Source organism: Pseudomonas sp. ADAK13 (assembly GCF_012935715.1).
In the GTDB taxonomy this organism is placed as follows: domain Bacteria; phylum Pseudomonadota; class Gammaproteobacteria; order Pseudomonadales; family Pseudomonadaceae; genus Aquipseudomonas.
Map to the genome: position 1 here is coordinate 1,530,942 of NZ_CP052860.1, position 23,664 is coordinate 1,554,605.

Annotated in this window: 22 protein-coding genes and 1 pseudogene; 14 read left to right on the plus strand and 9 right to left on the minus strand. The window is 62.1% G+C overall.

All coding sequences use genetic code 11. The annotated features are described in order from the left end of the window. Positions 1–121: 121 nt before the first annotated feature. The 4 genes from HKK54_RS07315 to HKK54_RS07330 are packed head-to-tail and all read right to left on the minus strand — an operon-like array spanning position 122 to position 2,406. Positions 122–679 carry a DUF4136 domain-containing protein gene (locus HKK54_RS07315; protein WP_010174054.1) on the minus strand — a complete coding sequence of 186 codons (558 nt, stop codon included), beginning with the start codon at positions 677–679 and terminating at the stop codon, positions 122–124. 45 nt (positions 680–724) lie between these two features. Beyond that, positions 725–1,330, minus strand: coding sequence for a DUF4136 domain-containing protein (locus HKK54_RS07320; protein ID WP_010174052.1), 606 nt, complete (start codon positions 1,328–1,330; stop codon positions 725–727). A 24-nt stretch (positions 1,331–1,354) separates the two neighbouring features. Next, positions 1,355–2,104: a methyltransferase domain-containing protein gene (locus tag HKK54_RS07325; RefSeq protein WP_169386466.1), complete on the minus strand. Its 750-nt coding sequence runs from the start codon at positions 2,102–2,104 to the stop codon at positions 1,355–1,357. Continuing rightward, positions 2,101–2,406: a MazG-like family protein gene (locus HKK54_RS07330; RefSeq protein WP_010174048.1), complete on the minus strand. Its 306-nt coding sequence runs from the start codon at positions 2,404–2,406 to the stop codon at positions 2,101–2,103. Before HKK54_RS07330 ends, HKK54_RS07325 begins: the two co-directional genes overlap by 4 nt. Positions 2,407–2,568: 162 nt before the next feature. On the opposite strand from HKK54_RS07330, the gene HKK54_RS07335 reads away from it, so the two are divergent. From HKK54_RS07335 to HKK54_RS07345, 3 genes are all read left to right on the plus strand, one after another. Then, on the plus strand, positions 2,569–2,859 hold the full coding sequence (locus HKK54_RS07335; protein ID WP_169386467.1) for a hypothetical protein: 291 nt from the start codon (positions 2,569–2,571) through the stop codon (positions 2,857–2,859). A 294-nt stretch (positions 2,860–3,153) separates the two neighbouring features. Further along, on the plus strand, positions 3,154–3,456 hold the full coding sequence (locus HKK54_RS07340; RefSeq protein WP_010174046.1) for a DUF6124 family protein: 303 nt from the start codon (positions 3,154–3,156) through the stop codon (positions 3,454–3,456). A 155-nt stretch (positions 3,457–3,611) separates the two neighbouring features. Beyond that, entirely contained in the window at positions 3,612–4,958 is a 1,347-nt protein-coding gene (locus HKK54_RS07345) for an MATE family efflux transporter (RefSeq protein ID WP_169386468.1), read from the plus strand. Here the strand turns inward: HKK54_RS07345 and HKK54_RS07350 are convergent. From HKK54_RS07350 to HKK54_RS07370, 5 genes are all read right to left on the minus strand, one after another. Beyond that, on the minus strand, positions 4,942–5,805 hold the full coding sequence (locus HKK54_RS07350; RefSeq protein ID WP_169386469.1) for an alpha/beta hydrolase: 864 nt from the start codon (positions 5,803–5,805) through the stop codon (positions 4,942–4,944). The two genes, HKK54_RS07345 and HKK54_RS07350, sit on opposite strands and share 17 nt — an antisense overlap. Before the next feature lie 101 nt (positions 5,806–5,906). Further along, positions 5,907–7,820 (minus strand): arginine decarboxylase, encoded by a 1,914-nt coding sequence (gene speA / locus HKK54_RS07355; RefSeq protein ID WP_010174043.1) that lies wholly within the window; start codon positions 7,818–7,820, stop codon positions 5,907–5,909. A gap of 212 nt (positions 7,821–8,032) precedes the next feature. Then, entirely contained in the window at positions 8,033–8,404 is a 372-nt protein-coding gene (locus tag HKK54_RS07360) for a translation initiation factor Sui1 (protein WP_169386470.1), read from the minus strand. Between the two features lie 173 nt (positions 8,405–8,577). Further along, the gene (locus HKK54_RS07365) at positions 8,578–9,114 is read right to left on the minus strand and encodes an NUDIX hydrolase (RefSeq protein WP_010174041.1); all 537 of its coding nucleotides are present in this window, start codon (positions 9,112–9,114) and stop codon (positions 8,578–8,580) included. A gap of 2 nt (positions 9,115–9,116) precedes the next feature. Continuing rightward, the gene (locus tag HKK54_RS07370) at positions 9,117–10,184 is read right to left on the minus strand and encodes a DUF2333 family protein (protein ID WP_088424722.1); all 1,068 of its coding nucleotides are present in this window, start codon (positions 10,182–10,184) and stop codon (positions 9,117–9,119) included. 275 nt (positions 10,185–10,459) lie between these two features. On the opposite strand from HKK54_RS07370, the gene HKK54_RS07375 reads away from it, so the two are divergent. The 11 genes and pseudogenes from HKK54_RS07375 to purD all read left to right on the plus strand — a co-directional run bounded on the left by HKK54_RS07375 (position 10,460) and on the right by purD (position 23,650). Further along, positions 10,460–12,130, plus strand: a complete 1,671-nt coding sequence (locus HKK54_RS07375) for a response regulator (RefSeq protein WP_010174038.1) — start codon at positions 10,460–10,462, stop codon at positions 12,128–12,130. 1,519 nt (positions 12,131–13,649) lie between these two features. Next, positions 13,650–14,144 (plus strand): annotated as a pseudogene (locus HKK54_RS33955) (methyl-accepting chemotaxis protein); the annotation flags it as partial. Positions 14,145–14,383: 239 nt separating this feature from the next. After that, positions 14,384–14,839, plus strand: a complete 456-nt coding sequence (aroQ, locus tag HKK54_RS07385) for a type II 3-dehydroquinate dehydratase (RefSeq protein WP_003217307.1) — start codon at positions 14,384–14,386, stop codon at positions 14,837–14,839. A 25-nt stretch (positions 14,840–14,864) separates the two neighbouring features. After that, positions 14,865–15,326, plus strand: coding sequence for an acetyl-CoA carboxylase biotin carboxyl carrier protein (accB, locus tag HKK54_RS07390; protein WP_003217309.1), 462 nt, complete (start codon positions 14,865–14,867; stop codon positions 15,324–15,326). A gap of 17 nt (positions 15,327–15,343) precedes the next feature. Then, positions 15,344–16,705, plus strand: coding sequence for an acetyl-CoA carboxylase biotin carboxylase subunit (gene accC / locus HKK54_RS07395; RefSeq protein ID WP_010174033.1), 1,362 nt, complete (start codon positions 15,344–15,346; stop codon positions 16,703–16,705). Positions 16,706–16,981: 276 nt separating this feature from the next. Further along, on the plus strand, positions 16,982–17,860 hold the full coding sequence (prmA, locus tag HKK54_RS07400; RefSeq protein ID WP_010174030.1) for a 50S ribosomal protein L11 methyltransferase: 879 nt from the start codon (positions 16,982–16,984) through the stop codon (positions 17,858–17,860). A 30-nt stretch (positions 17,861–17,890) separates the two neighbouring features. Next, positions 17,891–19,132 (plus strand): DUF3426 domain-containing protein, encoded by a 1,242-nt coding sequence (locus HKK54_RS07405; RefSeq protein WP_169386472.1) that lies wholly within the window; start codon positions 17,891–17,893, stop codon positions 19,130–19,132. 185 nt (positions 19,133–19,317) lie between these two features. Next, entirely contained in the window at positions 19,318–20,331 is a 1,014-nt protein-coding gene (gene dusB, locus HKK54_RS07410; RefSeq protein WP_010174025.1) for a tRNA dihydrouridine synthase DusB, read from the plus strand. Then, complete coding sequence (gene fis, locus HKK54_RS07415) at positions 20,328–20,648, plus strand: DNA-binding transcriptional regulator Fis (protein ID WP_003186237.1); 321 nt, start codon at positions 20,328–20,330, stop codon at positions 20,646–20,648. The genes dusB and fis overlap by 4 nt, the downstream gene beginning before the upstream one ends. A gap of 81 nt (positions 20,649–20,729) precedes the next feature. Further along, positions 20,730–22,337, plus strand: coding sequence for a bifunctional phosphoribosylaminoimidazolecarboxamide formyltransferase/IMP cyclohydrolase (gene purH, locus HKK54_RS07420; protein ID WP_010174016.1), 1,608 nt, complete (start codon positions 20,730–20,732; stop codon positions 22,335–22,337). Positions 22,338–22,357: 20 nt separating this feature from the next. Next, positions 22,358–23,650, plus strand: a complete 1,293-nt coding sequence (purD, locus tag HKK54_RS07425) for a phosphoribosylamine--glycine ligase (protein WP_169386473.1) — start codon at positions 22,358–22,360, stop codon at positions 23,648–23,650. Positions 23,651–23,664: the final 14 nt, after the last annotated feature.

Below are 23,664 nucleotides of genomic sequence, written 5' to 3' on the forward strand. Positions count from 1 at the left end.
CCTTTGCCGGCACACTGCCGAGCGCTTACTCTCCTGTGTTGCTTGGGAGTGTAGACAACCGCGGCGGGGGCTGCAGGCCAGTCGCCATACCTCGGCGACTGGCGGGGTGCTGATTACAGAATCAGTGTGGCGGGTAGTTGGAAAGCACCTTGGTCACCGTCGCGCGAATAGCGGCGCTGCGGTCCTGTGGCTCGGGGGAACTGGCGAGCATTTGCTCATCGCTGCCACGCCACACCAGCTTGCCGTCCTTGCCGTCGAGCAAATCGATCTGGATGGTCGCGACCTTGTAGGTGATGTTGCGGGTTTCGTTGTACATCGGCGCGCCCCAGTAACCATTCCACGGCCCGCCCCAGGCGCCGCCGTAGTTGGTGGTGACTTGCTGCTGGCGGTCTTCAACGATCAGGTAAGTCTGCACATTCAGGTCAGCCTTGGTGCCCGGCGCCGCAGGGCGCAAGCCACGCTGGTCGAGTTGTTCGCCCACGGCCTGGCGGATGCGCTGCTCGGTGAGGTCACTCTTGATCCGCGGGTCATCCGGACGGTATTGCAACGCAGGCTCTTTCCAGCTCCAGCTGCGGTACGCCCCAAAGTCCCGGCTGGCGTCAAAATCGTGGTTGACCTGGCTGCTCTGGCAGCCGCTCAGCAACACAACAACAGCAAGTGCAGCGATACGACGAAGCATGGTTTTTCTCCAAAAGACGAACTGAGCCTGAGATGAGAATAGCTGCTAACTGGGAGGATAAGCGGTCATTGCTTTCTGCATCGCCTCACGCAACGCATCGGCGCGCTCGCCGAGGCTGCCCTGGCTTGCGGTTTCGGCGCTGGTGCTCCACACCGGCTGACGGGTGCGGGCATCGAACAGACTGATGCGCGCCACGGCCACCGTCACCTCATAGGTGCGTACCACCGGCACCGTGTTGTACATGCCGTAACCGTTGCCGTAGCGGTTATAGCCGCCGTAACCGTAGCCATAATCGTCCTGGACCTGGCGCAGGCGTTTTTCCAGGCGCACATCGGCGCTCACCAACAGGTCGGGGGCGCGGTTGTCATGCAAGGGGCGCAGGCCGCGCTGGTCGAGGGCGCCACTGACAGCCTCGGCAATCTGCGCCGAATCGGCCCAGGCCGAGCCCGCCGGCAGTTGATTGTTGAGCCAGGCCCAACTGCGGTAGGCGCCATAGTCGCGCACCGGCGCCGGGTAAGCACTGGCGTCAAAGGTGTTGGCCGCCTGGGCAGGCGCCGGCGGCATCGGGGCAGATGCCGCCACATACGGGTTGGGGCTTTGGCAACCCGCCAGGCCCAGGCCCAGCAGAATCAGTCCAAGACAGCGCTTCATTTCGACCTCCGCAGACTGGGCCGCTTAAACCGGACGGCAGATCCAGTGCAAATAACGCCCAAGTCCGGCAAAGCTTGGGTGACGACGGTGTGCGAGCTCCATCTCCAACAAATCCAGCAACTCGGCGCGGGCCTGGAATTCCACCGGCATATAGTCGTGGAACACCCGCACGCCACTCTGGGTTTCGACCTGCCACAGGCCCTCTAGTTGCGTCGCCAACTCCCGTGGGTCGAGGGGTTGTTGCGGCGTGAGGCTCTGCTTTTCGCCGGCCATGTCGTTCTTGCGCATTTTGCGGAAGTGGCCTTTGAGCAGGTTGCGGTAAATCAACGCGTCCCGGTTGTAAAAGGCCAGAGACAGCCAGCCGCCGGGCGCGGTCAACTGGTGCAGCACCGGCAGGATTGCGTGGGGCTCGGCCAACCATTCCAGTACGGCGTGGCACAGCACCAGGTCGTAGGGCTGGGTGAGTTGGCCGAGCAAGTCCTGCCAGGGCGCTTGGATGAAGGTCGCCGTCTGCCCGGCTTCGGCGAAACGCTGGCGGGCACCTTCGAGCATCGGCTCGGCGGGTTCGGCCAGGGTCACGTCATGGCCGCGCTCGGCCAGCCACAGCGACATATGGCCAAGGCCAGCGCCGATATCCAGCACCCGCAGCGGGCGGTCCGGCAGCGCCTCAATCAGGTCGGCTTGCAGCACCGCCAGGCGAATCGCGCCCTTGGCACCGCCGTAGATCTTCTCGGCGAAACGGGTGGCCAACTGGTCGAAATGACGGTCGCTCATTTGGCAAACCGCCGTTCGCTGTCGGCCAGCTTGGCGCGAACCACTTGATCCATGTCCAACCCCAACTCGCTGCACAACAGCAGCAGATACAGCACGATGTCACCGACTTCCTGGCCTGCGTGGGCGAGTTTATCGGCGGGCAACTGCCGCGACTGGTCTTCGCTCAGCCACTGGAAAATCTCCACCAGCTCGGCCATTTCAACGCTGGCGGCCATCGCCAGGTTCTTGGGGCTGTGGAACTGCTTCCAGTCGTTGGTATCGCGGATGCGGTGCAGGCGTTCGGTGAGGTGTTCGAGGTTCATGGGGGGCTCCTGAAGGTGTATAGCTTCGGGCGCAAGCCGCGCGAAGGCAAGTGAATCCCTGCGGCCCGTAAACCTCTATGCTAGAAGGGAACTAGCTTGGGCCAATAACGACCAAAGGCTCAGGTTCGGCAGCTACGCCCACCGTCTTATCAGGACACACACATGCAAACAGACTTTTTCGGATGGCTGGGCCTCAAAATCGGCCAGATCATCCACTTCATCGTCGAGTTGTTCAGCGGGCTGTTCAACACCCTGTCCCACGCGGGCGGCGACTTTGTCGACGGGCTGGCCAAATCCTTAGGGATGGACACCTCGATCATCAGCATCCTCATGCTGATTATCGGGTTGATGCTGCTGTACTCGGCGGTGCGCGCGTTTATGCGGGCCTCGATCATCATGGGGATTATCTGGTTGATGCTCGGGCTCTGGGTGCTCAGTTGGGTGGTGCATTAATAAAGGGCCAGCAGGGTAAATCCCTTTAATTTGAGGGACGTTTCCGAGACAATCTTTCGGCCTTGTGCCTGCTGGGATGGGTGGCTAGTCTTCGGCCCTTCACTGCATATCAGTGATCGGGTTTAGTCGCCCGGAATTAGTGAGCGCAAGTTGTCGCCATGCTTCATGGCGGCTGTGCGCAGGGCACCTTCGGGTGCGCCGGGTTCCACTAGCCGGTCGACTAACCTGCGTACAGCCGCCACCCTCGTTTAGTCGCGCGGGTGTCAGCTCCTTACCTTCTAGTGGAGTTACACCATGCATAAGCTTGTCCCAGATCCACCCAGCGACCTCCTCAAAGACCGCGCCGCCTTTAACCGCGCCCTCGAACACTACCTGCCATCGCAGGGCTTCCACACGATCAACGAAGACCTGAGCTTCGAAGATTCCCTGCTCTACACCGCCAGCCTGCTGAGCAGCGCCTCGGCCACTGCGCTCGATTGCGGCGAGCTGCTGGAAAGCCCGCAGCGAGCGAAGATCCTGGCCGTGTGGCACTTGCTGGAAATTGCCAAGACTACGGTCGACCGCTCGATCGAATGCCTGCATCCGCGTAAGACTTAAGCCTTCATTGCCTGGCCGTCAGCTATCGCAGGCAAGCCAGCTCCCACAGGGGAATGCATTCCAAGTGTGGGAGCCGGGCTTGCCCGCGATAGCGATCGCCCAGGCAACAGATATGCGTACAGCCAGTTACACTACCGCTCCCCAAAGGAGCCCGCATGACTTCCCTGCTGACCGACTGGCGCGACCGCCCCACCCATCGCCGCGTGTGGGCCCTCGCCGCGCCGATGATCCTGTCGAACATCTCCGTGCCGCTGGTGGCGCTGGTGGACAGCATGGTCATCGGCCACCTGCCCCACGCCCATCAACTCGGCGCCGTGGCCGTGGGGGCCAGCCTGTACACCTTCCTGGCCTGGGCCATGGGTTTCCTGCGCATGGGTTCCACCGGCTTTGCCGCCCAGGCCGCCGGGCGCGGTGATGGTGCGGCGCTGAGGCAGATTCTGTTGCAGGGGCTGCTGCTGGCGCTGGGCCTGGCGATGTTGCTCGGCAGCATCGGCATTCCGTTAAGCGGCCTGGTGCTGGACTGGATGCAGCCCTCGCCCGAGCTGAACCAACTGACCCGGGAATTCTTCCACACCCGCCTCTTCGGCCTGCCCGCGGCCCTGGCCAGCTACGCCCTGGTCGGCTGGTTCCTCGGCACCCAGAACGCCCGCGCGCCGCTGGCGATTCTGCTCACCACCAACCTCGTCAATATCGCCCTTAACCTGTGGTTCGTCCTGGGTCTGGATTGGGGCGTGGTCGGCTCGGCCCGCGCCTCGGTGATCGCCGAATGGACCGGCGCGCTGCTCGGCCTGGCCCTCACCCAAAAAGCCCTGCGCGCCTACCCCGGCCATATCGCCTGGGCCGCCCTCAAGCTGTGGCAAAGCTGGCGCCCGCTGCTGGCGGTAAACCGCGATATCTTCATCCGCAGCCTGGCCCTGCAATCGGTGTTTTTCATGATCACCGTGCAAGGCGCCCGCCTGGGCGATGCAACGGTGGCGGCAAACGCGCTGCTGCTTAACGGGTTACTGCTGACAGCTCACGCCCTGGACGGGCTGGCCCACGCCGTGGAAGCCTTGTGCGGCCACGCCATCGGCGCCCACGACCGCCAGGCTTTGCGCCGTTCGCTGGTGGTGGCCTGCGGTTGGTCGCTGCTGGCCAGCATCGGCTTCGCGATCCTGTTCGCAGTGTTCGGCCACCTGTTTATCGCCATGCAAACCGACATCCCGAGCGTGCGCGAAACCGCCGACATCTACCTGCCCTACCTCGCCGTGTTGCCGCTGATTGCAGTGTGGAGCTACCTGCTGGATGGCCTGTTCATCGGCGCCACCCGCGCCCGGGAAATGCGCAACGGCATGCTGCTCACCGTAGTGATTGTGCTGCCCTTCGCCTGGGCCTTGCAGGGCCTCGGTAACCACGGGCTGTGGATAACCTTCCTGCTGTTCATGGCCCTGCGCAGCCTCACGCTGTGGGCAATTGCCTGGCGCCTGAACAAGCAAGACCGCTGGCTTACTGGCCCGGTGTGAACTTGATAAACGCGGTCACCCGGTCCAGCACCGGCGCCAGCCAGCGCAGCGGCCGGGCCATGGACGCCACCAGCGTCGCGTGGCTGGTCCTGGTGAAGTAGAACGCCTCCACCGGCACACCCGCCGCCCGCAGCTTGTTCGCCAGGCCGCCGGTGTTGCGCTTGGGGTTAACCAGATTGTCGTCCACCGACGCAATCAGCAGGCTTGGTGGTGCGCTTGCGCTGACGTGGTTGATGGGTTGGGAATCGGGCGGTGAATCCGGATAGAAGAACACCGGGCGCACATCGCGGTTTTCAATCGGCAGGAAATCATACGGCCCGGCGAGGCCGATCCAGCCCTTGAAGATTGACGGCGACAATCCAACCCCGGCCAACCATTGTGGGTCCAGCGCCAGCATCGCAGCGTTGTAGGCACCGGAGCTGTGGCCCATCACGTACAGCTTGCCGGGATCGGCGCCGTACTCGGCAATATGCTGGTGCGTCCAGGCAACCGCTTGGGCGCCGTCCTGCAAAAACAGTGGGTAACGCACTTGCGGATAAAGCCGGTAATCGGCGATCACCACCACGATGCCACGCGAGGCCAGGGCTTCGCCGACGAAACCGTAGTCATCCCTGGAGCCGCTGTTCCAGCTGCCGCCATAGAAAAACACCACCACCGGCGCATTGGGCAAGGCAGTGACGGGACGGTAGATATCGAGTTTCTGGCGGGGGTCATCGCCGTAGGCAATGGAGGAGGTTTTGGTGAAGGTGCTGGAGGGTGTGAGTGCGTTGAGGACCTTGATGGGGGAGCAGGCTGCGAGCAGCGCGGCTATTGCCAGGGTGAACACTTGCAGAAGTTTGCTCGACATCGCCTAGCCCCTCTTTGCGTAAACCCTGGCCTTTGTGGTGAGCGGGCTTGCCCCGCGCGAGGCAAGCTCGCTCACCACAAAAAGCTGCGCCGTACCCCGTATCAGGAGGACAGGTAAGACGAACGCGTCAGACCCAGACGCAACGCATCCAGGAACTGGGTCCGCTCCGCCGCCGTGATCTTCGCGCTGGCGCACTTGTCACGGTAGTGAGTCATCAACTCCTCCGGCGACAAGTGCACGTAGCGCAGCATGTCTTCGATGGTGTCGTGGGTCTCGATCCCGGCGCTGTACACTGAACCGTCTTCACGCTGGTAGATGTTCACCGAGTCGGTGTCACCGAACAGGTTGTGCATGTCGCCGAGGATCTCCTGGTAGGCGCCCACCAGGAAAATCCCCAGCAGGTAATCCTCACCTTCGTTCACCGCATGCACCGGCAGGCTGGTCTCGATGCTTTGCTCGTCGACGTACTGCTTGATCTTGCCGTCGGAGTCGCAGGTCAAATCCTGCAGCACCGCGCGGCGCAGCGGTTCTTCGTCGAGGCGATGCAGCGGCAGAATCGGCAGCACCTGGCCGATGGCCCAGGTGTCCGGCAGGCTCTGGAACACCGAGAAGTTGCAGATGTATTTGTCGGCCAGCTTGTCGTTGAGTTCGTCCAGCACCTGGCGGTGCGAGCGCTGGCGGGCTTTCAGCGAGTTGTGCAGGCGGCGGCACACGGCGAAGTAGCATTGCTCGGCCAGAGCTTTTTCGGCGAGGGTCATTTTGCCGTCAGCGTACTGGGTGGCCACGTCGCTCATGTAGTGGGTGGCGCGCCAGTAGGTTTCGGTGACCATTTCAATGTCGGTCGGGCCCAGCAGGTCCACCAGCCACTGCACGGTTTCCGGCAGGCTTTCCTTGTTCTCGATCAGCGGCACATCGTCGTTGTGCTTCTCGACGTCGGTCACCTGCACCACCAGCATCGCGTGGTGGGCGGTCAGGGAGCGGCCGCTCTCGGAAAAGATGTTCGGGTGCGGCAGGCTCTGCGCGTCGCAGAATTCCTTGAGCATGCCCACGACCACACCGGCGTAGTCGTCCATGTCGTAGTTGATCGAGCTGGCGTTACGCGAGTGGGTACCGTCGTAGTCAACGCCCAGGCCGCCGCCCACGTCGATGTGGTCTACCGGCAGGCCGAGGTTGCGCAGTTCGCCGTAGTAACGAATGGCCTCCTTGAACCCGTGCTGGTAGTCGGCCAGGTTGGCGATCTGCGAGCCCATGTGGAAGTGCAGCAGGCGAATGCCCTGGTCCAGGCCCGCCGCGCGGAAACGCTCGACCACCGACAGCAGTTGCGCCGCCGACAGACCGAATTTGGATTTCTCGCCGCCGGTGTCTGCCCACTTGCTCGACGCCAAAGACGACAGGCGCACCCGCAGGCCCACCTGAGGCTTGACCTTGAGGTTGGCGGCTTCTTCGATTACCAGGCCGACTTCGGATTCTTTCTCGATCACGATGAAGACGTTGTGGCCCAGCTTCTGGCCCATCAGCGCGAGGCGGATGAACTCACGGTCTTTGTAACCGTTGCAGACGATGGTGCCGCCTTTCGGGGCCAGGGCCAGCACGGCCAGCAGCTCCGGCTTGGAGCCGGCTTCCAGGCCGATGGACACATCCTGGGTGGCGATGATGTTCTCGATCACCGCTTCCTGCTGGTTCACCTTGATCGGGTACAGCGCGGTGTATTTGCTCTGGTATTCCAGGCGCTCGATATTCGCGTCGAAGGCGCCGGTCAACTGGCGTACGCGGTCTTGCAGGATGTCGGGGAAGCGCACCAGCAACGGCAAGGACAGGCCGCTTTTGCGCAACTCGTCTACTTGCTCGTACAGGTCGACGGGCGTGCTGTTCGGGCCGTTCGGACGGACTTCAACGCGACCGGCATCATTGATCGCGAAATACCCGGCCCCCCAATGGCGAATCCCGTAAACACTGCGGCTGTCCGCAACTGTCCATTGGCTGCCATCGTCTTTGCGTGTGCGTCGTACGGACATCGAAGTCCCCTATAAATGAAGTCGAAGTGCACCGGCCTGATCAGAGGCTGGCGCAGTCTAAAGAATGAAAATGACGATTTGCCTGTGAGAGGGGTAGACCCCACTTGCAGGACAGAGTTTAGACACCGGTCAGGAACAGGCTCTGTGAAAACCATGGAGACGACAGTTCGCGTTCAGCAAGCGGGCCATCGGGGTGGTTTTCACAGAGGCTGCTAGCCGCCGGATTTCTTCGCCTTGTAACCCAGCTTGATCAGCTCGGCCAACAGCAACTCGACGTGGTCGCCCTGGATCTCGATCACGCCGTCTTTCAGGGCGCCACCGGTGCCGCAACGCTTTTTCAGCGCAGTGGCCAGCTCCTTCAAAGCATCTTCGGCCAGGGGCACGCCGGTGATGGTGGTCACCGTCTTGCCGCCACGGCCCTTGCTCTCGCGACGTACGCGGGCAATACCGTCGCCTTCGGGAATCAGGGTTGTTTTGCAGGTGCATGAATCCACGGGCTGGCGACAGTCCGGGCAATGTCGACCTGCGTCGGTGGAAAATACCAGGCCACCAAGGGCGGCGAAGGATGCGGCTTTTTTGGCCACCGGCAATCCTCTTGGGAGGACAAAGACTGATCGGTGGGGTCACCGACCGCGAAGCCCCACTCAGGCAGGGGCAGCGCTACTGAACCGCGAGAGCGGTTCAGCCTGAAAAGTCGCGCAGTGTAACGGCAAAAAGGCCCCTTGCTAAGAGCCAAATGGCGCCAATTTATGCAACTTTAGCGACGCAGGGCCAAATATCGACGCAACCCTTCCTGTGCATCCGGGCAATAGGGCTTTTCTTCGGCCTCCTGCAACACCGTCGCCAGCGGCAGAAAGCGCGCTTCCATGACTTCTTCCGGCTGGATCCGCAGCGGCCCGTCCCACACAGCCGAGAACGACGTGCACCAGAGCCGGCTGTCGCCGTCTTCGAAGTAGAAGTGATCGTGAGCGGTCAGTTCGACGCCGCTGACCCCCAGTTCCTCCTCCAGCTCCCGGGCCGCCGACTCGGCGTAGGACTCGTGGGCCGCCACCATCCCGCCCGCCGCCGTGTCCCAGAACCCCGGGTACATGGCTTTGCTCAGGGTGCGCCGGTGCACACACAGCTCACCGGCCGAGTTGAACAGGAAGATAAAGGTGCAGCGCCCGATCAGCCCGCGCTGGCGCAAATCGGAACGCACCCGGGAGCCGAGCAGGTTGTCCTGCTCGTCGACCCAGGCAATCAGTTCGGCGTCGGAGGCGGCGCGGTGCGCTGCCTCCCGGGTGGAAGCGTCCATCATCAACCCTGGTTCAGGAGCTGACGCAAGTCGATCACTGCAGCGTTGGCCCGGGAAATATAGTTGGCCATGACCAGCGAATGGTTGGCCAGGATGCCAAAACCACTGCCGTTGAGAATCATCGGGCTCCACACCGGTTCCTGCGAGGCTTCCAGCTCACGAATGATCTGGCGCACGCTGACGGTGGCGTTCTTCTTGGCCAGCACGTCGGCGAAGTCGACTTCAATGGCGCGCAGCAGATGGGACAAGGCCCAAGCCTGGCCGCGGGCTTCGTAGAACACGTTGTCGATCTGCATCCATGGGGTTTCCACCACTTCTTCGTCGACTTGCGGCACTTCACCCGGCGCCAGCGCTTCGGTTTTCAGCGCAGTGTTGAGCTTGACCCGGCCCACACTGGCCGACAGCCGTTGCGACAGCGAACCCAGACGGGTCGCTACATCACCCAGCCAGTTGTTCAGGTTGTCGGCACGCGCATAGAACAGCGCGCCACGCTGATTCGGGTCAGACAAACGGGCTTCGTAGCGGCTCAGGGAATTGATGCCTTCCTGGTATTCCGACTCACTGGACGGCAATACCCAGCTCTTGTTGTCGAAGTTGAAGCGCGGCTCGGCCTTGGCCAGGTCCGCGTCTTCCGCCGACTGCGACTGCGAGCGGGCGAAGTCTTTGCGCAGGGCACGGGTCAGGTCACGCACCTGCACCAGCACGCCGTATTCCCAGCTGGGCATGTTGTCCATCCACAGGCCTGGCGGGAAGCGGTCGTTGGAAATGTAGCCACCCGGCTTGTTCAGCAAGGTGCCCACCACGGTCTTGAGGGTTTCGACGGTGGTGAAACCCACCACCATCTGCTTGCCTTCCTTCTCGGCGGCAATCTGCGCGTTCTGCTGCACTGGGAACAACGCAGGCTCTTCACTCCAGTACCAACCCAGGGCACCGGTGACCAACAGATACAACGCGACCAGCGAGAGCAGCGCACGGCTCATCAGCAGGTTACGGAAATAGCTGCGGGGGGCCGACTTGGTCTCGGGGGCCGGGCCCTTTGCACTGCCTGCGCGGTTTTTCCAGTCCAGCATGGCGATATCCTTTCAATCACTTGAGTTCAATAGCTACGACCACAACCCTACCCCATCGTGCCGAGCATCGGGGCGCTTTTAGTCGGGGGTGGCGCGGATGCGCGGCTCGACTATAAAGGATGCACGCTTTTTACGCCCGCGCGACTGCAGGGTCGACAAATGAATATCCAGGACCTCGCAGTTAATTGACGTATGACACTCGTGCAGAGGAAAAGAGGTGCTAGCATAGAGCCATCAGTTCGACCTCAGCATGCAGCCTAACTAGTAGTCAGGATATGACCGAGCCAGAAGACCCCAGCCGTGAGCGCCTCAAGCACCATTTTGCCCAGCGGGTAATTCATCAGGCACGTCAAATTCTTGAGATCTGGCAGCGCCTGCAACGCAGCGAATGGTCGACCACTGACTTGTCCGAGCTCAGTGAGGCCAACCTGCGCCTGCTGCGTTTTGCCGAACGCTTCGAGCAGCCGGAGCACGGCCAGCTGGCGCACCTGATCAGCGATTCACTCAAGGCCGTGGACGACAACCGCGGTCGCCTCAGCAGCCACCTGATCACCGAACTCAACCGTTTGATGCAGCGCTTGTCCCGCACCGGCTTGCGCCAGGGCGACCAGCTGGAACAAACCTTACTGCCGCCGATGCGCAAGCCGATCTACGTGATGCTGGCCGATCACGACCGCGCCGAGCGCCTGGCCAAGCAACTGGAATTCTTCGGTTTGAGTGCCCAGTCCCTCGACAGCGTGGCGGCATTTCGCGCCTCGATGGCCGAGCGCTTGCCCGCCGCTATCGTTATGGATGTGGATTTCTGCGGCGCCGGCCTCGGCCTCAAGCTTGCCGCCGAAGCCCAGGAAGGCCTTGAGCAAAAACTGCCGCTGCTGTTTTTCAGCCTGCACGAAACCGACACGCCCACCCGCCTGGCCGCCGTGCGCGCCGGTGGCCAGGAGTTCCTCACCGGAACCCTGGAAGCTTCGAGCCTGCTGGAAAAAATTGAAGTGCTGACCTGCGTTGCCCAGTACGAGCCTTACAAGGTGCTGATCATCGACGACTCGCGGGCCCAGGCGATGCACACCGAGCGCCTGCTCAACAGCGCCGGCATCGTCACCCGTACCCTGATCGAACCGATCCAGGCCATGGCCGAGCTGGCGGACTTCCAGCCCGACCTGATCATCCTCGACATGTATATGCCAGCCTGTACCGGTACCGAACTGGCCAAGGTGATCCGCCACAATGACCGTTACGTCAGCGTGCCGATCATCTACCTCTCGGCCGAAGACGACCTGGACAAGCAACTGGACGCCATGAGCGAAGGCGGCGACGACTTCCTCACCAAGCCGATCAAGCCCCGGCACCTGATCACCACCGTGCGCAACCGCGCGGCGCGGGCGCGCAACCTCAAGGCGCGAATGGTGCGCGACAGCCTCACCGGGCTGTACAACCACACGCACATCCTGCAACTGCTGGAAGACTGCAGCTTCCGTGCACGCCGTGAAAACAAGCCGCTGAGCTTTGCGATGCTCGACATCGACCACTTCAAGCGGGTCAACGACAGTCACGGCCACCCCATGGGCGACCGGGTGATCAAGAGCCTCGCGCTGTTTCTCAAGCAGCGCCTGCGCAAGACCGACTATATAGGCCGTTACGGCGGCGAAGAATTTGCCATCGTGATGCCCGACACCGACCTCGACAGAGCCTGTCAGGTACTGGACGAGATTCGCGGGCGCTTCGCCGAGATTCACTATCCCGCCCAGCCCCAGGATTTGTGGTGCACGTTCAGTGCCGGCGTGGTGGAGCTCTGCGACGGCTCCGACAGCCTGATGATGGCCGCCCAGGCCGACGAGGCGCTGTATCGCGCCAAGGATGCAGGCCGTAACCGGGTGATGTCGGCGCGCGCATCAAAGCAAAGTGCCACCTTTTCACCGGAATCCACCGAATCCGTCATAACTCTGTAATAGAAACGCAATAACTTCAGGCACTTACTTCTGCTGTCGGTTGAAACCACGCATGCGCCTGAAGCTGCTGACGAATCTGAACACCCTCCTTCTGGTCGCCGTTTGCCTGGCCCTGGGCGCAACGCTCTGGTGGTCGCAACGCGCCCTGGAACGGCCTTATCTGCTGATGGAGCGCTACCTCGGCCTGTCGCAGACCTTTCAGAACCAGGCCGCACGCAATATCGACGATTACCTCGCCAGCGGCGACGCCCTGCGCCTGAGCAGCGCCAGCCAGAGCCTGGAGAACCTGCTGCAACACTTGGATGAACTGCCGTCCGACCTGGCGCACAACCTGCGCCCCAGCCTGGTCGACCTGGATACCTTCAGCAAAACCGACCTGCTGGCCGCCGGCAAACTGGCCGGCGACCCGCAAGCCCTGCTGCTGCAAGCCGAACGCGAACTGGGTGCGAACCTGGAGCAACTGAATCAGTACGCCAGCGGTGTGAATTCGCCGGAGTCTGCGCGTTATTTGCCGCCTTTATTGGCCGCATCCCAGCACCTGGCCAAACTGTCCCTGGCCCGGGACAAACTGGTGAGCAGCGGACGCAGCGAACTGGCCGACGATGTAGAGCGTGAAGTCAGCAACATCCGCAGCCAGGCTGACGCGCTGGGGCAATTGCCCTTACTGGGCGTGACGGCCAGCAGCGAGTCCAATACCGACGATTTCTCGGCCATGATGGGCCTGGAAAATACCGAAAAAACCGTGGCCCAGGACACCGGTGTCGACCTCAAGCGCGAGCTCAACAGCCTGCTGACACGCTACCCCGCCGAGCTGAAACGGACCCGCGAGCAAATCCAGCAACGCACCGAACTGGCCACCGCCACCCACCTGAAAATCAACGCCGTGCAGCAAGCCATCGCTGCGCTGGAGCCCGTGGTGCGGGCCCAGCACGCGCAGATCCAGGGCGAAGTGCGGCTGATGCAAGGCGTGATGATCGGCCTGATTTTGCTGATCGCTCTGTTGATCGACACCTTGCAACGGCGGCTGGCGCGGGTGCTGACCAACCTGGCGCCGGCCTTGTCCACATGGGCCGAGGGCGACTTCAGCCAGCCCATTACCTTGGGCAAGACCAACCGTGAGCTGCACGATATCGAAGAGTCCCTGAACCGCTTGCGCGCCTACCTGGTAGACCTGGTGGGCACCATCAGAGGCAACGCCGAGCAAGTGGCCGGCAGCAGCAGCGCGCTGGCGGAACTGAGCAGCGGCATGCATGACGGTGCCGAGCGCCAGGCCGGTGATACGGCGCAGATTCGCGATTCCCTTGGCGAACTGGAAGCGACGATCCAGCAGGTAGCCGGCGATGCCAGCCAGGCCGCCGCCGCCAGCCGCAGTGCAGGCGAGGCCGTCGAACAGGGCCAGCGCGTGATCGGCTTGAGCCTGACCGGCTTGCACGCATTGGTCGGCGAAGTGCAGATCAATGCGCAGATGATCGAGAAACTTGCCGAAGAGTCCGCAACCATCGGCGGGGTACTCACGGTGATTCGCTCGATTGCCGACCAGACCAACCTGCTGGCACTGAACGCTGCCATCGAAGCCGCCCGGGCCGGTGAGGCCGGTCGTGGGTTCGCGGTGGTCGCCGACGAGGTACGTTCCCTGGCCCAGCGCACCGCCGGTGCCACCGCCGAAATCCAGCACCTGATCGCCGGCCTGCAAACCGCCGCCCGGCAATCGGTGGAAGGCATGCGCGCCCAGGTCGAACACGCCGAAGCCACCGCCGAACAAGCCCAGGCGGCCGACGGCGCGCTGGATGAAATCGTCGGGGCGATCCAGACCATTTCCGACACCGCCGTGCGGATTGCCGATGTGACGGCCCAGCAAAGTGGCGCCGTGAGTGAAATCCGCGATAACAGTGAGCGAATTCACCAGTTGGGCGAGGACAACTTGCTGCGAATCGGCCAGGGGCGCAGCCAGGGCGAGCACTTGCTGGTGCTGGGCGGGCAACTCAATACTGCCGTGCAAGCATTCCGCGTCTAATGCACACCCTGTAGGAGCCGGCTTGCCGGCGATGAGGCCCGAACTCTCACCGCAGCACTCACAGACGCCATCGCCGGCAAGCCGGCTCCTACAAGTGACCGAATCTGACACCTCGGTCACATATTTTGCGCAATCCTCGCTAATCGTGCTGCCTACTGCATAGAACTGGACAGTCACAAAGCCTTTGCGGCATAGTCGCCGGGTTCTACCGTGCCCACATCAATAACAAGGAACAGCCGATGGCGACCTTACTGGTTCTTCACGGACCCAACCTGAACCTGCTCGGCACCCGCGAACCGGGCGTCTACGGGGCAGTGACCCTCGAACAGATCAACCTCGATCTGGAACGACGGGCACGTGATGCCGGCCACCATCTGCTCTACCTGCAAAGCAATGCCGAGTACGAACTGATTGATCGCATCCATGCCGCGCGCAGCGAAGGCGTGGACTTTATCCTGATCAATCCCGCCGCTTTTACGCACACAAGCGTTGCATTACGTGACGCGCTGCTGGCGGTGAGCATCCCATTCATCGAAGTGCATTTATCGAACGTGCACAAACGCGAACCTTTCCGCCATCACTCTTACTTCTCCGACGTTGCGGTAGGAGTGATCTGCGGCCTTGGCGCCAGCGGTTACCGACTGGCCCTGGAGGCCGCCCTGGAACAGCTTGAAGACACGGCCAAGCGCCCCTGACCGACCCTTTGGGAGTTGATGATTCATGGATATCCGTAAAGTTAAGAAACTGATCGAACTGCTGGAAGAATCCGGTATCGACGAGCTGGAGATCAAGGAAGGCGAGGAATCCGTACGGATCAGCCGTCACAGCAAGACCCCGGCCCAACAGTTCTACGCTCCACAGATGCAAGCGCCGGCTCCTGCCGCTGCGCCAGTGGCTGCTGCTCCGGTTGCGGCCGCTGCCGAAGCCCCTGCTGCACCTAAACTGAACGGTTTTGTGGTCAAGTCGCCAATGGTCGGTACCTTCTACCGCACCCCGGCGCCTACTTCGCCAGCCTTTGTTGAAGTCGGCGCCACCGTGAAAGTGGGCGACACCATCTGCATCGTTGAAGCGATGAAGATGATGAACCACATCACGGCTGAAAAAGCCGGCGTCATCGAATCCATCCTGGTAGAAAACGGTCAGCCGGTTGAGTACGACCAGCCGCTGTTCACCATCGTTTGAACCGCGGAGCGCCTTCGATGTTGAAACCTGCGAAGAAACTGCAAAAAGTCCTGATCGCCAACCGCGGCGAGATCGCGCTGCGTATCCTGCGCGCCTGTAAGGAAGAGGGCATCAAGACCGTCGCTGTTTACTCGACGGCCGATACCGAATTGATGCACGTGAAACTGGCGGACGAAAGCATCTGCATCGGCCCGCCACTGGCCACGAACTCGTACCTGAAAGTCTCGAACATCATCGCTGCCGCTGAAGTCACCGGCGCGGATGGTATTCACCCGGGCTACGGCTTCCTCGCGGAAAACGCCGATTTCGCCGAACAGGTTGAGAAATCCGGGTTTGCCTTCATCGGCCCGAAAGCCGAAACCATTCGCCTGATGGGTGACAAGGTCTCGGCCAAGGACGCCATGATCGCTGCCGGCGTACCTACCGTTCCAGGTTCCGACGGCCCGCTGCCTGAAGACGAGGCCACCGCCCTGCGCATTGGTCGCGAAGTCGGTTACCCGGTGATCATCAAGGCCGCCGGTGGCGGCGGTGGTCGCGGCATGCGCGTGGTACACAAGGAAGAAGACCTGATCGAAGCCGCCAAGCAGACTCGCTCCGAAGCGGGCGCCTGGTTCGGCAACCCGATGGTCTACCTGGAAAAGTACCTGACCAACCCACGTCACGTGGAAGTGCAGGTACTGTCCGACGGCCAGGGCCACGCCATCCACCTGGGCGACCGCGATTGCTCGTTGCAACGTCGTCACCAGAAGGTACTGGAAGAAGCTCCGGCACCGGGCCTGGACGAGACCGCTCGCCAGGAAGTACTGGCTCGCTGCGTCAAGGCGTGCATCGACATCAACTACCGTGGCGCGGGCACCTTCGAGTTCCTGTACGAGAACGGTCGCTTCTACTTCATCGAGATGAACACTCGTGTGCAGGTAGAGCACCCGGTTTCGGAAATGGTCACCGGTATCGACATCGTCAAGGAAATGCTGAGCATCGCCGCTGGCAACAAGCTGTCGTTTACCCAGGATGATGTGAAGATCCACGGCCACTCCCTGGAGTGCCGGATCAACGCCGAAGACCCGAAAACCTTTATCCCAAGCCCTGGCCTGGTCAAGCATTTCCACGCGCCCGGCGGCAACGGCGTACGTGTGGATTCGCACCTGTACAGCGGCTACAAGGTTCCGTCCAACTACGACTCGCTGATCGGCAAGCTGATCACCTGGGGCGCCACCCGCGACGAGGCCATGGCCCGTATGCGTAACGCCCTGGACGAAATCGTGGTAGACGGCATCAAGACCAACATCCCGTTGCATCGGGATCTGGTTCGCGATGAAGGCTTCTGCGAAGGTGGTGTGAACATTCACTACCTGGAACACAAGCTGGCTAATCAGTAAGCGAAGTGATCCACCCAACAAAGCCGCCTTCGGGCGGCTTTGTTGTTTGTGGGATACAAAAAACACCTTAAAACCCTGTGGGAGCTGGCTTGCCTGCGATAGCGGTGGATCAGTGAGGTAATACTCCGCTGACACTGCGCTATCGCAGGCAAGCCAGCTCCCACATTTGGGCTGCGTGCAGTCAGTGGTGTCGTCTTCTGCCCGCCGCTCGCGTAAACTGGCGCGCTTTCGCAGCCCTACCCCCGCTGCACACTCATTTTTTCAAAGGTGCCCGCCATGCCTTGGCTGCAAGTCCGTCTCGCCATCAGCCCAGAACAAGCCGAAACCTACGAAGACGCGTTCCTCGAAGTGGGCGCCGTGTCGGTGACCTTCATGGACGCCGAAGACCAGCCGATTTTCGAGCCCGAGCTCAACACCACCCCGCTGTGGTCCCACACCCATCTGCTGGCCCTGTTCGAAGACGGCACCGATGCCGCCAGCGTCCTGGCCCACATGGAACTGCTCACCGGTGGCCCGCTGCCGGAGCATCACAGCGAAATCATCGAAGACCAGGACTGGGAACGCAGCTGGATGGACAACTTCCAGCCGATGCGCTTTGGCCAGCGCCTGTGGATCGTGCCGAGCTGGCACGCCGCCCCCGAGCCTGACGCGGTGAACCTGCTGCTGGACCCGGGCCTGGCGTTCGGCACCGGTACTCACCCGACGACCGCCCTGTGCCTGGAATGGCTCGACGGCCAGGACCTGCAAGACTGCAACGTGCTGGACTTCGGCTGCGGCTCGGGGATCCTGGCAATCGCCGCCCTGCTCCTGGGCGCCAAGGAAGCCGTCGGTACCGACATCGACGTGCAAGCCCTGGAAGCCTCCCGCGATAACGCCGGGCGCAATAACATCGCCGAAGAAAAATTCCCGCTGTACCTGCCGGAGCAATTGCCCCAGGTGAAGGCTGACGTGCTGGTGGCCAATATCCTGGCCGGGCCGCTGGTTTCCCTGGCGCCGCAGCTGTCGAGCCTGGTCAAGCCGGGCGGGCGCCTGGCGCTGTCGGGCATCCTCGCCGAACAGGGCGAAGACGTTGCCGCCGCCTACGCCCAGGATTTCGAGCTGGACCCGATCGCCAACCGCGACGGCTGGGTACGCATCAGCGGTCGTCGGCGCTAGAATGAGCGCCTGCATGAATCGGATGGCCGCATGACCGACAGTTTCGTCACCCAGTGCCCACATTGCCAAGCGCGCTTTCGCGTCAGCCATGCTCAATTGAGCGTGGCCCGTGGAGTGGTGCGCTGCGGCTCGTGCCTGCAAGTGTTCAATGCCGCGCGCCAACTGCTGGAGCAGCGCGCCAGTGCACCCGCGCCCCAGCCGCCGGCAGCAACCGAACCGCCACCCGAAGCACCGCGGGCCATCAGCCAGAAGCAATGGACCGCCGAAGAGCTGGACCTGGATAACCTGGACCTCGACGAAGAACTGGCCAAGCTGGAGCGTCGCGAGATTCAACACACCCAACCCGTGGGTGCAGACCGTCGCCAACACGGTTCCGACCGTCGGCAAAAGGAAGACTCCCTCAGCGCCAGCCGCGATACGGCCAAAGCCGAGGAAGAGCAATGGGCCGCCAGCCTGTTCAGCGAGCCGCGGGACGATCGGGCGCAAGCCCCGCAACCGGACGATGAACCTCAACCGGCCAAGGCAACCCCCGGCAAACCCAAGCGCACCGAGCCTTCGATGTCGCTTGAAGCGGTCGAGCCGGACGACGAGCCGCCGCTGCACGCAGGCATCGCCGATGAAGCACTCGACCCGCCGGTAACCGCCGAACCCGTCGAACCGGAACCCGAACACCCCGAACGCCCGCAGCCCAAGCGCAAGCGCCCTCGCCCCGGGGCCAGCGCGCACGACGACATGCTGCAGGACCTGGAAGACGACCCACTGCACCTGTATTCCCAGAAGCGCTCCTCCGGCTGGGGCCGCCGCCTGTTCTGGGGCCTGATGGTGCTGTTGGCCGCCGCCGGCCTGGCAGGACAATACGTCGCCTACCAATTCGACGACCTGGCACGCCAGGACGCCTATCGCCCGTGGTTCCAGGAACTGTGCCCGAAACTGGGCTGCACCGTGCCATCACGGGTCGATATCGCCCACATCAAGAGCAGCAACCTGGTGGTGCGCAGCCACCCGGAGTTCGCCGGCGCCCTGGTGGTAGACGCGATCATCTATAACCGCGCGACATTTTCCCAACCGTTCCCGTTGCTGGAGCTACGCTTTGCCGACATGAACGGGAATATGATCGCCAGTCGTCGTTTCAAACCCGCCGAATACCTCAGCGGTGAGCTGGCAGGCCAGACCGAGATGCCCTCCCAGACGCCGATCCACATTGCCCTGGACATCCTCGACCCGGGCAACAAAGCGGTGAATTACAGCCTGAGCTTCCACTCTCCCGAGTGATCCGGCTCATGGGCCGGGGTTTGACGGCAGATTATTGACTGCACCGCGTTTGACCAAACCGGTGGCGATAAGAAAATAACTGCTCAGATTTTATCCAATTCAGCCTTTATCCAGTCATCGAGAGCGGGTATCATGCCAACCCTTTTTCGAACTCTAATGATCCGGCCCCACAACAGGGAAGTCCTATGTCGGCGGTACGCATCGGCCCATACACATTGCACAACGGCTTGATCCTCGCCCCGATGGCGGGAGTCACCGACCAGCCCTTTCGTCAGCTTTGCAAGCGTTTGGGCGCAGGGCTTGTAGTCTCGGAAATGGTCACCAGCGACATGAGCTTGTGGAACACCCGCAAATCGCGGATGCGCATGATCCACGAAGGTGATCCCGAGCCCCGCTCGGTACAGATCGCCGGCGGTGATGCGCAAATGCTGGCGGATGCGGCCCGGGCCAACGTGGAGTTGGGGGCGCAGATTATTGATATCAACATGGGTTGCCCGGCCAAGAAAGTCTGCAACAAGGCCGCAGGCTCTGCCCTGTTGAAGGATGAGCAGTTGGTGAGCGAGATCCTGCATGCCGTTGTCGCTGCAGTGGATGTGCCGGTCACCCTGAAGATCCGCACCGGTTGGGACCGGGACAACAAGAATGGCCTGACGGTGGCGAAGATCGCCGAGCAGGCGGGCATTACAGCGCTGGCGGTGCATGGCCGCACCCGCGCCGACCTTTACACCGGTGAAGCCGAGTACGACACCATTGCCGCGATCAAGCAGGCGGTGTCGATTCCCGTCTTTGCCAACGGCGACATCGATTCAGCCGAGAAAGCCCGGCGCGTGTTGCACGCGACCGGCGCCGATGGCCTGTTGATTGGCCGGGCTGCCCAGGGGCGGCCATGGATTTTTCGTGAGATCGAGCATTTTCTGCGTACCGGCGAAGTGTTGCCGGCACCGGAGTTGATCGAGGTGGAACGTATTCTGCTAGAGCATCTGGCCGCCCTGCACGCCTTCTATGGAGACGTGATGGGAGTACGCATTGCTCGCAAGCATGTGGGCTGGTATCTCGCAACCTTGCCGGGCGCCAGGGAGTTTCGCGCCCACTTCAATCGTTTGGATGATACGGAAGCACAGTGCGCCAACGTTCGTGAGTTCTTCTGCGAGCGTTACAAGAGCCTGGTGACAGGGGACGGAGAAGGGGTGGCCGCATGACGATGATGACCGAGACTTTAGTGAGTGGAACAACACCCGTGAGCGACAACGTCAATTTGAAACAGCACCTCAACACGCCGAGCGAAGAAGGCCAGACCCTTCGCGGGAGTGTCGAAAAGGCGCTGCACAATTATTTCGCCCACCTTGAGGGCGCTGCCGTCACGGACGTGTACAACCTGGTGCTCTCCGAAGTCGAGGCGCCGTTGCTCGAAAGCGTAATGAACTACGTCAAGGGCAACCAGACCAAGGCCAGTGAGCTGCTCGGTCTGAACCGTGGCACGCTGCGCAAGAAACTCAAGCAGTACGATTTGCTGTAAGCATTCAATCAAACCAGAAAGGCGCCCGCGTAAAAACGGTCGCCTTTTTTGCTGACTCCTTTGCTTTTGATGGAAATTGAAATGACCGACCAGACTACCCGCCTGCCGATCCGCCGTGCCTTGATCAGTGTCTCCGACAAGACCGGGATCCTCGAATTTGCCCGGGAGCTGGAAGCCCTGGGCGTGGAGATTCTCTCCACCGGCGGGACCTTCAAACTGCTGCAGGACAACGGCGTGGCCGCAGTGGAAGTGGCGGACTACACCGGTTTCGCAGAAATGATGGACGGTCGGGTCAAGACCCTGCACCCGAAAATCCACGGCGGGATCCTCGGTCGTCGCGGTATCGACGACGCCATCATGACCGAGCACGGCATCAAGCCGATCGACCTGGTGGCCGTTAACCTCTACCCGTTCGAAGCCACCATCAACAAGCCAGGCTGCGACCTGCCGACCGCCATCGAAAACATCGATATCGGCGGCCCGACCATGGTTCGCTCCGCAGCAAAAAACCACAAAGACGTGGCCATCGTGGTGAACGCCAGCGATTACGCCAACGTGCTGGAAAGCCTGAAAGCCGGGGGCCTGACCTACGCCCAGCGCTTCGACCTGATGCTCAAGGCCTTCGAACACACCGCTGCCTACGACGGCATGATCGCCAACTACATGGGCACCGTGAACCAGGCGGCTGAAACCCTCAGCACTGAAGGTCGCAGCCAGTTCCCGCGCACCTTCAACAGCCAGTTCATCAAGGCCCAGGAAATGCGCTACGGCGAGAACCCGCACCAGAGCGCGGCGTTCTACGTGGAAGCCAAGCCTGCCGAAGTCGGCATCGCCACTGCAACCCAACTGCAAGGCAAAGAGCTTTCCTACAACAACGTGGCCGACACCGACGCCGCGCTGGAATGTGTGAAGAGCTTCGTCAAGCCAGCCTGCGTGATCGTCAAGCACGCCAACCCGTGCGGCGTGGCCGTGAGCCCGGACGCTGAAGGCGGCATCCGCCAGGCGTACGAGCTGGCCTACGCCACCGACACCGAGTCGGCCTTCGGCGGCATCATCGCCTTCAACCGTGAGCTGGACGCCGAGACCGCCAAGGCGATCGTTGAGCGTCAGTTCGTTGAAGTGATCATTGCCCCGTCCGTGAGCGACGAAGCCCGCGCCATCGTGGCTGCTAAGGCCAATGTGCGCCTGTTGGCCTGCGGCGAGTGGTCGGCCGAGCGTGCTGCTGCCTGGGACTACAAGCGCGTCAACGGCGGCTTGCTGGTACAGAGCCGCGACATCGGCATGATCGGCAGTGCCGACCTGAAAGTGGTCACCAAGCGCGCGCCGACCGAACAGGAAATCAACGACCTGATCTTCGCCTGGAAAGTCGCCAAATACGTTAAATCCAACGCCATCGTCTACGCCAAGAACCGCCAGACCATCGGTGTCGGCGCCGGCCAGATGAGCCGTGTGAACTCGGCGCGTATCGCTGCGATCAAGGCCGAACATGCCGGCCTGCAAGTGCAGGGCTCGGTGATGGCGTCCGACGCTTTCTTCCCGTTCCGTGATGGCCTCGACAACGCCGCAAAAGCTGGCGTGACTGCAGTAATCCAGCCAGGCGGCTCGATGCGTGACGCAGAAGTGATTGCAGCGGCTGATGAAGCCGGCATCGCCATGGTGTTTACCGGCATGCGCCACTTCCGCCACTAACAGAATTCGAGGTTTTTGAAATGAATGTTTTGATCATTGGCAGCGGTGGCCGTGAACACGCCCTGGCCTGGAAAGTTGCCCAGGACCCACGCGTCCAGAAAGTGTTCGTTGCACCCGGCAACGCCGGCACCGCCATTGAAGCCAAGTGCGAAAACGTCGCCATCGATGTGTTGGCCCTTGAGCAACTGGCAGACTTTGCCGAGAAAAACGTTTCCCTGACCATCGTCGGTCCGGAAGTGCCGCTGGTGGCCGGCGTTGTGGACCTGTTCCGCAGCCGCGGCCTGGACTGCTTCGGCCCTACTGCCGGTGCTGCCCAGCTGGAAGGCTCGAAAGCCTTCACCAAGGATTTCCTGGCGCGCCACAAGATCCCGACCGCCGACTACCAGAACTTCACCGAGATCGAGCCGGCCCTGGCTTACCTGCGTGAGGTCGGTGCACCGATCGTGATCAAGGCCGACGGCCTGGCCGCCGGTAAAGGCGTGATCGTCGCAATGACCCTGGCCGAAGCCGAAGACGCCGTGCGCGACATGCTCGCCGGCAATGCTTTCGGTGAAGCCGGTTCGCGCGTCGTCATCGAAGAGTTCCTCGACGGCGAAGAAGCCAGCTTCATCGTGATGGTCGACGGCAAGAACGTGCTGCCGATGGCCACGAGCCAAGACCACAAACGCGTGGGCGACGGCGACAGCGGCCCGAACACCGGCGGCATGGGTGCCTACTCCCCGGCCCCAGTGGTCACCGCCGACGTGCACAAACGCGTGATGGACCTGGTGATCTGGCCCACCGTTCGCGGCATGGCGGACGAAGGCAACGTGTACACCGGTTTCCTGTACGCCGGCTTGATGATCGACAAGGCCGGCAACCCGAAAGTCATCGAGTTCAACTGCCGCTTCGGCGACCCGGAAACCCAGCCGGTAATGCTGCGCCTGCAGTCGAGCCTGGTGTTGCTGGTGGAAGCTGCGCTGGCCCAGGCCCTGGACAAGGTCGAAGCCCAATGGGACCCGCGCCCAAGCGTCGGCATCGTGCTGGCCGCCGGCGGCTACCCGGCCGACTACGCCAAGGGCGATGTGATTGAAGGTCTGGACGCGGCTGCTACGCTGGAAGGCAAGGTGTTCCACGCGGGCACCGCGCTCAAGGATGGCAAGGTGGTCACCGCCGGTGGTCGCGTATTGTGCGCAACCGCCATGGGCAGCAGCGTAGATGCCGCCCAGCAACAGGCTTACAAGCTGGCGGCAAAGATCGACTGGAAGGGCTGCTTCTACCGCACCGACATTGGCTACCGCGCCATTGCCCGTGAGCGTGGCGAAAGTCAGTAAACAGCTATCCGTTC

Excerpts from the sequence above, each read along its gene's own strand:
- HKK54_RS07315 (WP_010174054.1), bottom strand. The coding sequence starts at position 679 with ATGCTTCGTCGTATCGCTGCACTTGCTGTTGTTGTGTTGCTGAGCGGC.
- HKK54_RS07320 (WP_010174052.1), bottom strand. The coding sequence starts at position 1,330 with ATGAAGCGCTGTCTTGGACTGATTCTGCTGGGCCTGGGCCTGGCGGGT.
- HKK54_RS07325 (WP_169386466.1), bottom strand. The coding sequence starts at position 2,104 with ATGAGCGACCGTCATTTCGACCAGTTGGCCACCCGTTTCGCCGAGAAG.
- HKK54_RS07330 (WP_010174048.1), bottom strand. The coding sequence starts at position 2,406 with ATGAACCTCGAACACCTCACCGAACGCCTGCACCGCATCCGCGATACC.
- HKK54_RS07335 (WP_169386467.1), top strand. The coding sequence starts at position 2,569 with ATGCAAACAGACTTTTTCGGATGGCTGGGCCTCAAAATCGGCCAGATC.
- HKK54_RS07340 (WP_010174046.1), top strand. The coding sequence starts at position 3,154 with ATGCATAAGCTTGTCCCAGATCCACCCAGCGACCTCCTCAAAGACCGC.
- HKK54_RS07345 (WP_169386468.1), top strand. The coding sequence starts at position 3,612 with ATGACTTCCCTGCTGACCGACTGGCGCGACCGCCCCACCCATCGCCGC.
- HKK54_RS07350 (WP_169386469.1), bottom strand. The coding sequence starts at position 5,805 with ATGTCGAGCAAACTTCTGCAAGTGTTCACCCTGGCAATAGCCGCGCTG.
- speA (WP_010174043.1), bottom strand. The coding sequence starts at position 7,820 with ATGTCCGTACGACGCACACGCAAAGACGATGGCAGCCAATGGACAGTT.
- HKK54_RS07365 (WP_010174041.1), bottom strand. The coding sequence starts at position 9,114 with ATGGACGCTTCCACCCGGGAGGCAGCGCACCGCGCCGCCTCCGACGCC.
- HKK54_RS07370 (WP_088424722.1), bottom strand. The coding sequence starts at position 10,184 with ATGCTGGACTGGAAAAACCGCGCAGGCAGTGCAAAGGGCCCGGCCCCC.
- HKK54_RS07375 (WP_010174038.1), top strand. The coding sequence starts at position 10,460 with ATGACCGAGCCAGAAGACCCCAGCCGTGAGCGCCTCAAGCACCATTTT.
- aroQ (WP_003217307.1), top strand. The coding sequence starts at position 14,384 with ATGGCGACCTTACTGGTTCTTCACGGACCCAACCTGAACCTGCTCGGC.
- accB (WP_003217309.1), top strand. The coding sequence starts at position 14,865 with ATGGATATCCGTAAAGTTAAGAAACTGATCGAACTGCTGGAAGAATCC.
- accC (WP_010174033.1), top strand. The coding sequence starts at position 15,344 with ATGTTGAAACCTGCGAAGAAACTGCAAAAAGTCCTGATCGCCAACCGC.
- prmA (WP_010174030.1), top strand. The coding sequence starts at position 16,982 with ATGCCTTGGCTGCAAGTCCGTCTCGCCATCAGCCCAGAACAAGCCGAA.
- HKK54_RS07405 (WP_169386472.1), top strand. The coding sequence starts at position 17,891 with ATGACCGACAGTTTCGTCACCCAGTGCCCACATTGCCAAGCGCGCTTT.
- dusB (WP_010174025.1), top strand. The coding sequence starts at position 19,318 with ATGTCGGCGGTACGCATCGGCCCATACACATTGCACAACGGCTTGATC.
- fis (WP_003186237.1), top strand. The coding sequence starts at position 20,328 with ATGACGATGATGACCGAGACTTTAGTGAGTGGAACAACACCCGTGAGC.
- purH (WP_010174016.1), top strand. The coding sequence starts at position 20,730 with ATGACCGACCAGACTACCCGCCTGCCGATCCGCCGTGCCTTGATCAGT.
- purD (WP_169386473.1), top strand. The coding sequence starts at position 22,358 with ATGAATGTTTTGATCATTGGCAGCGGTGGCCGTGAACACGCCCTGGCC.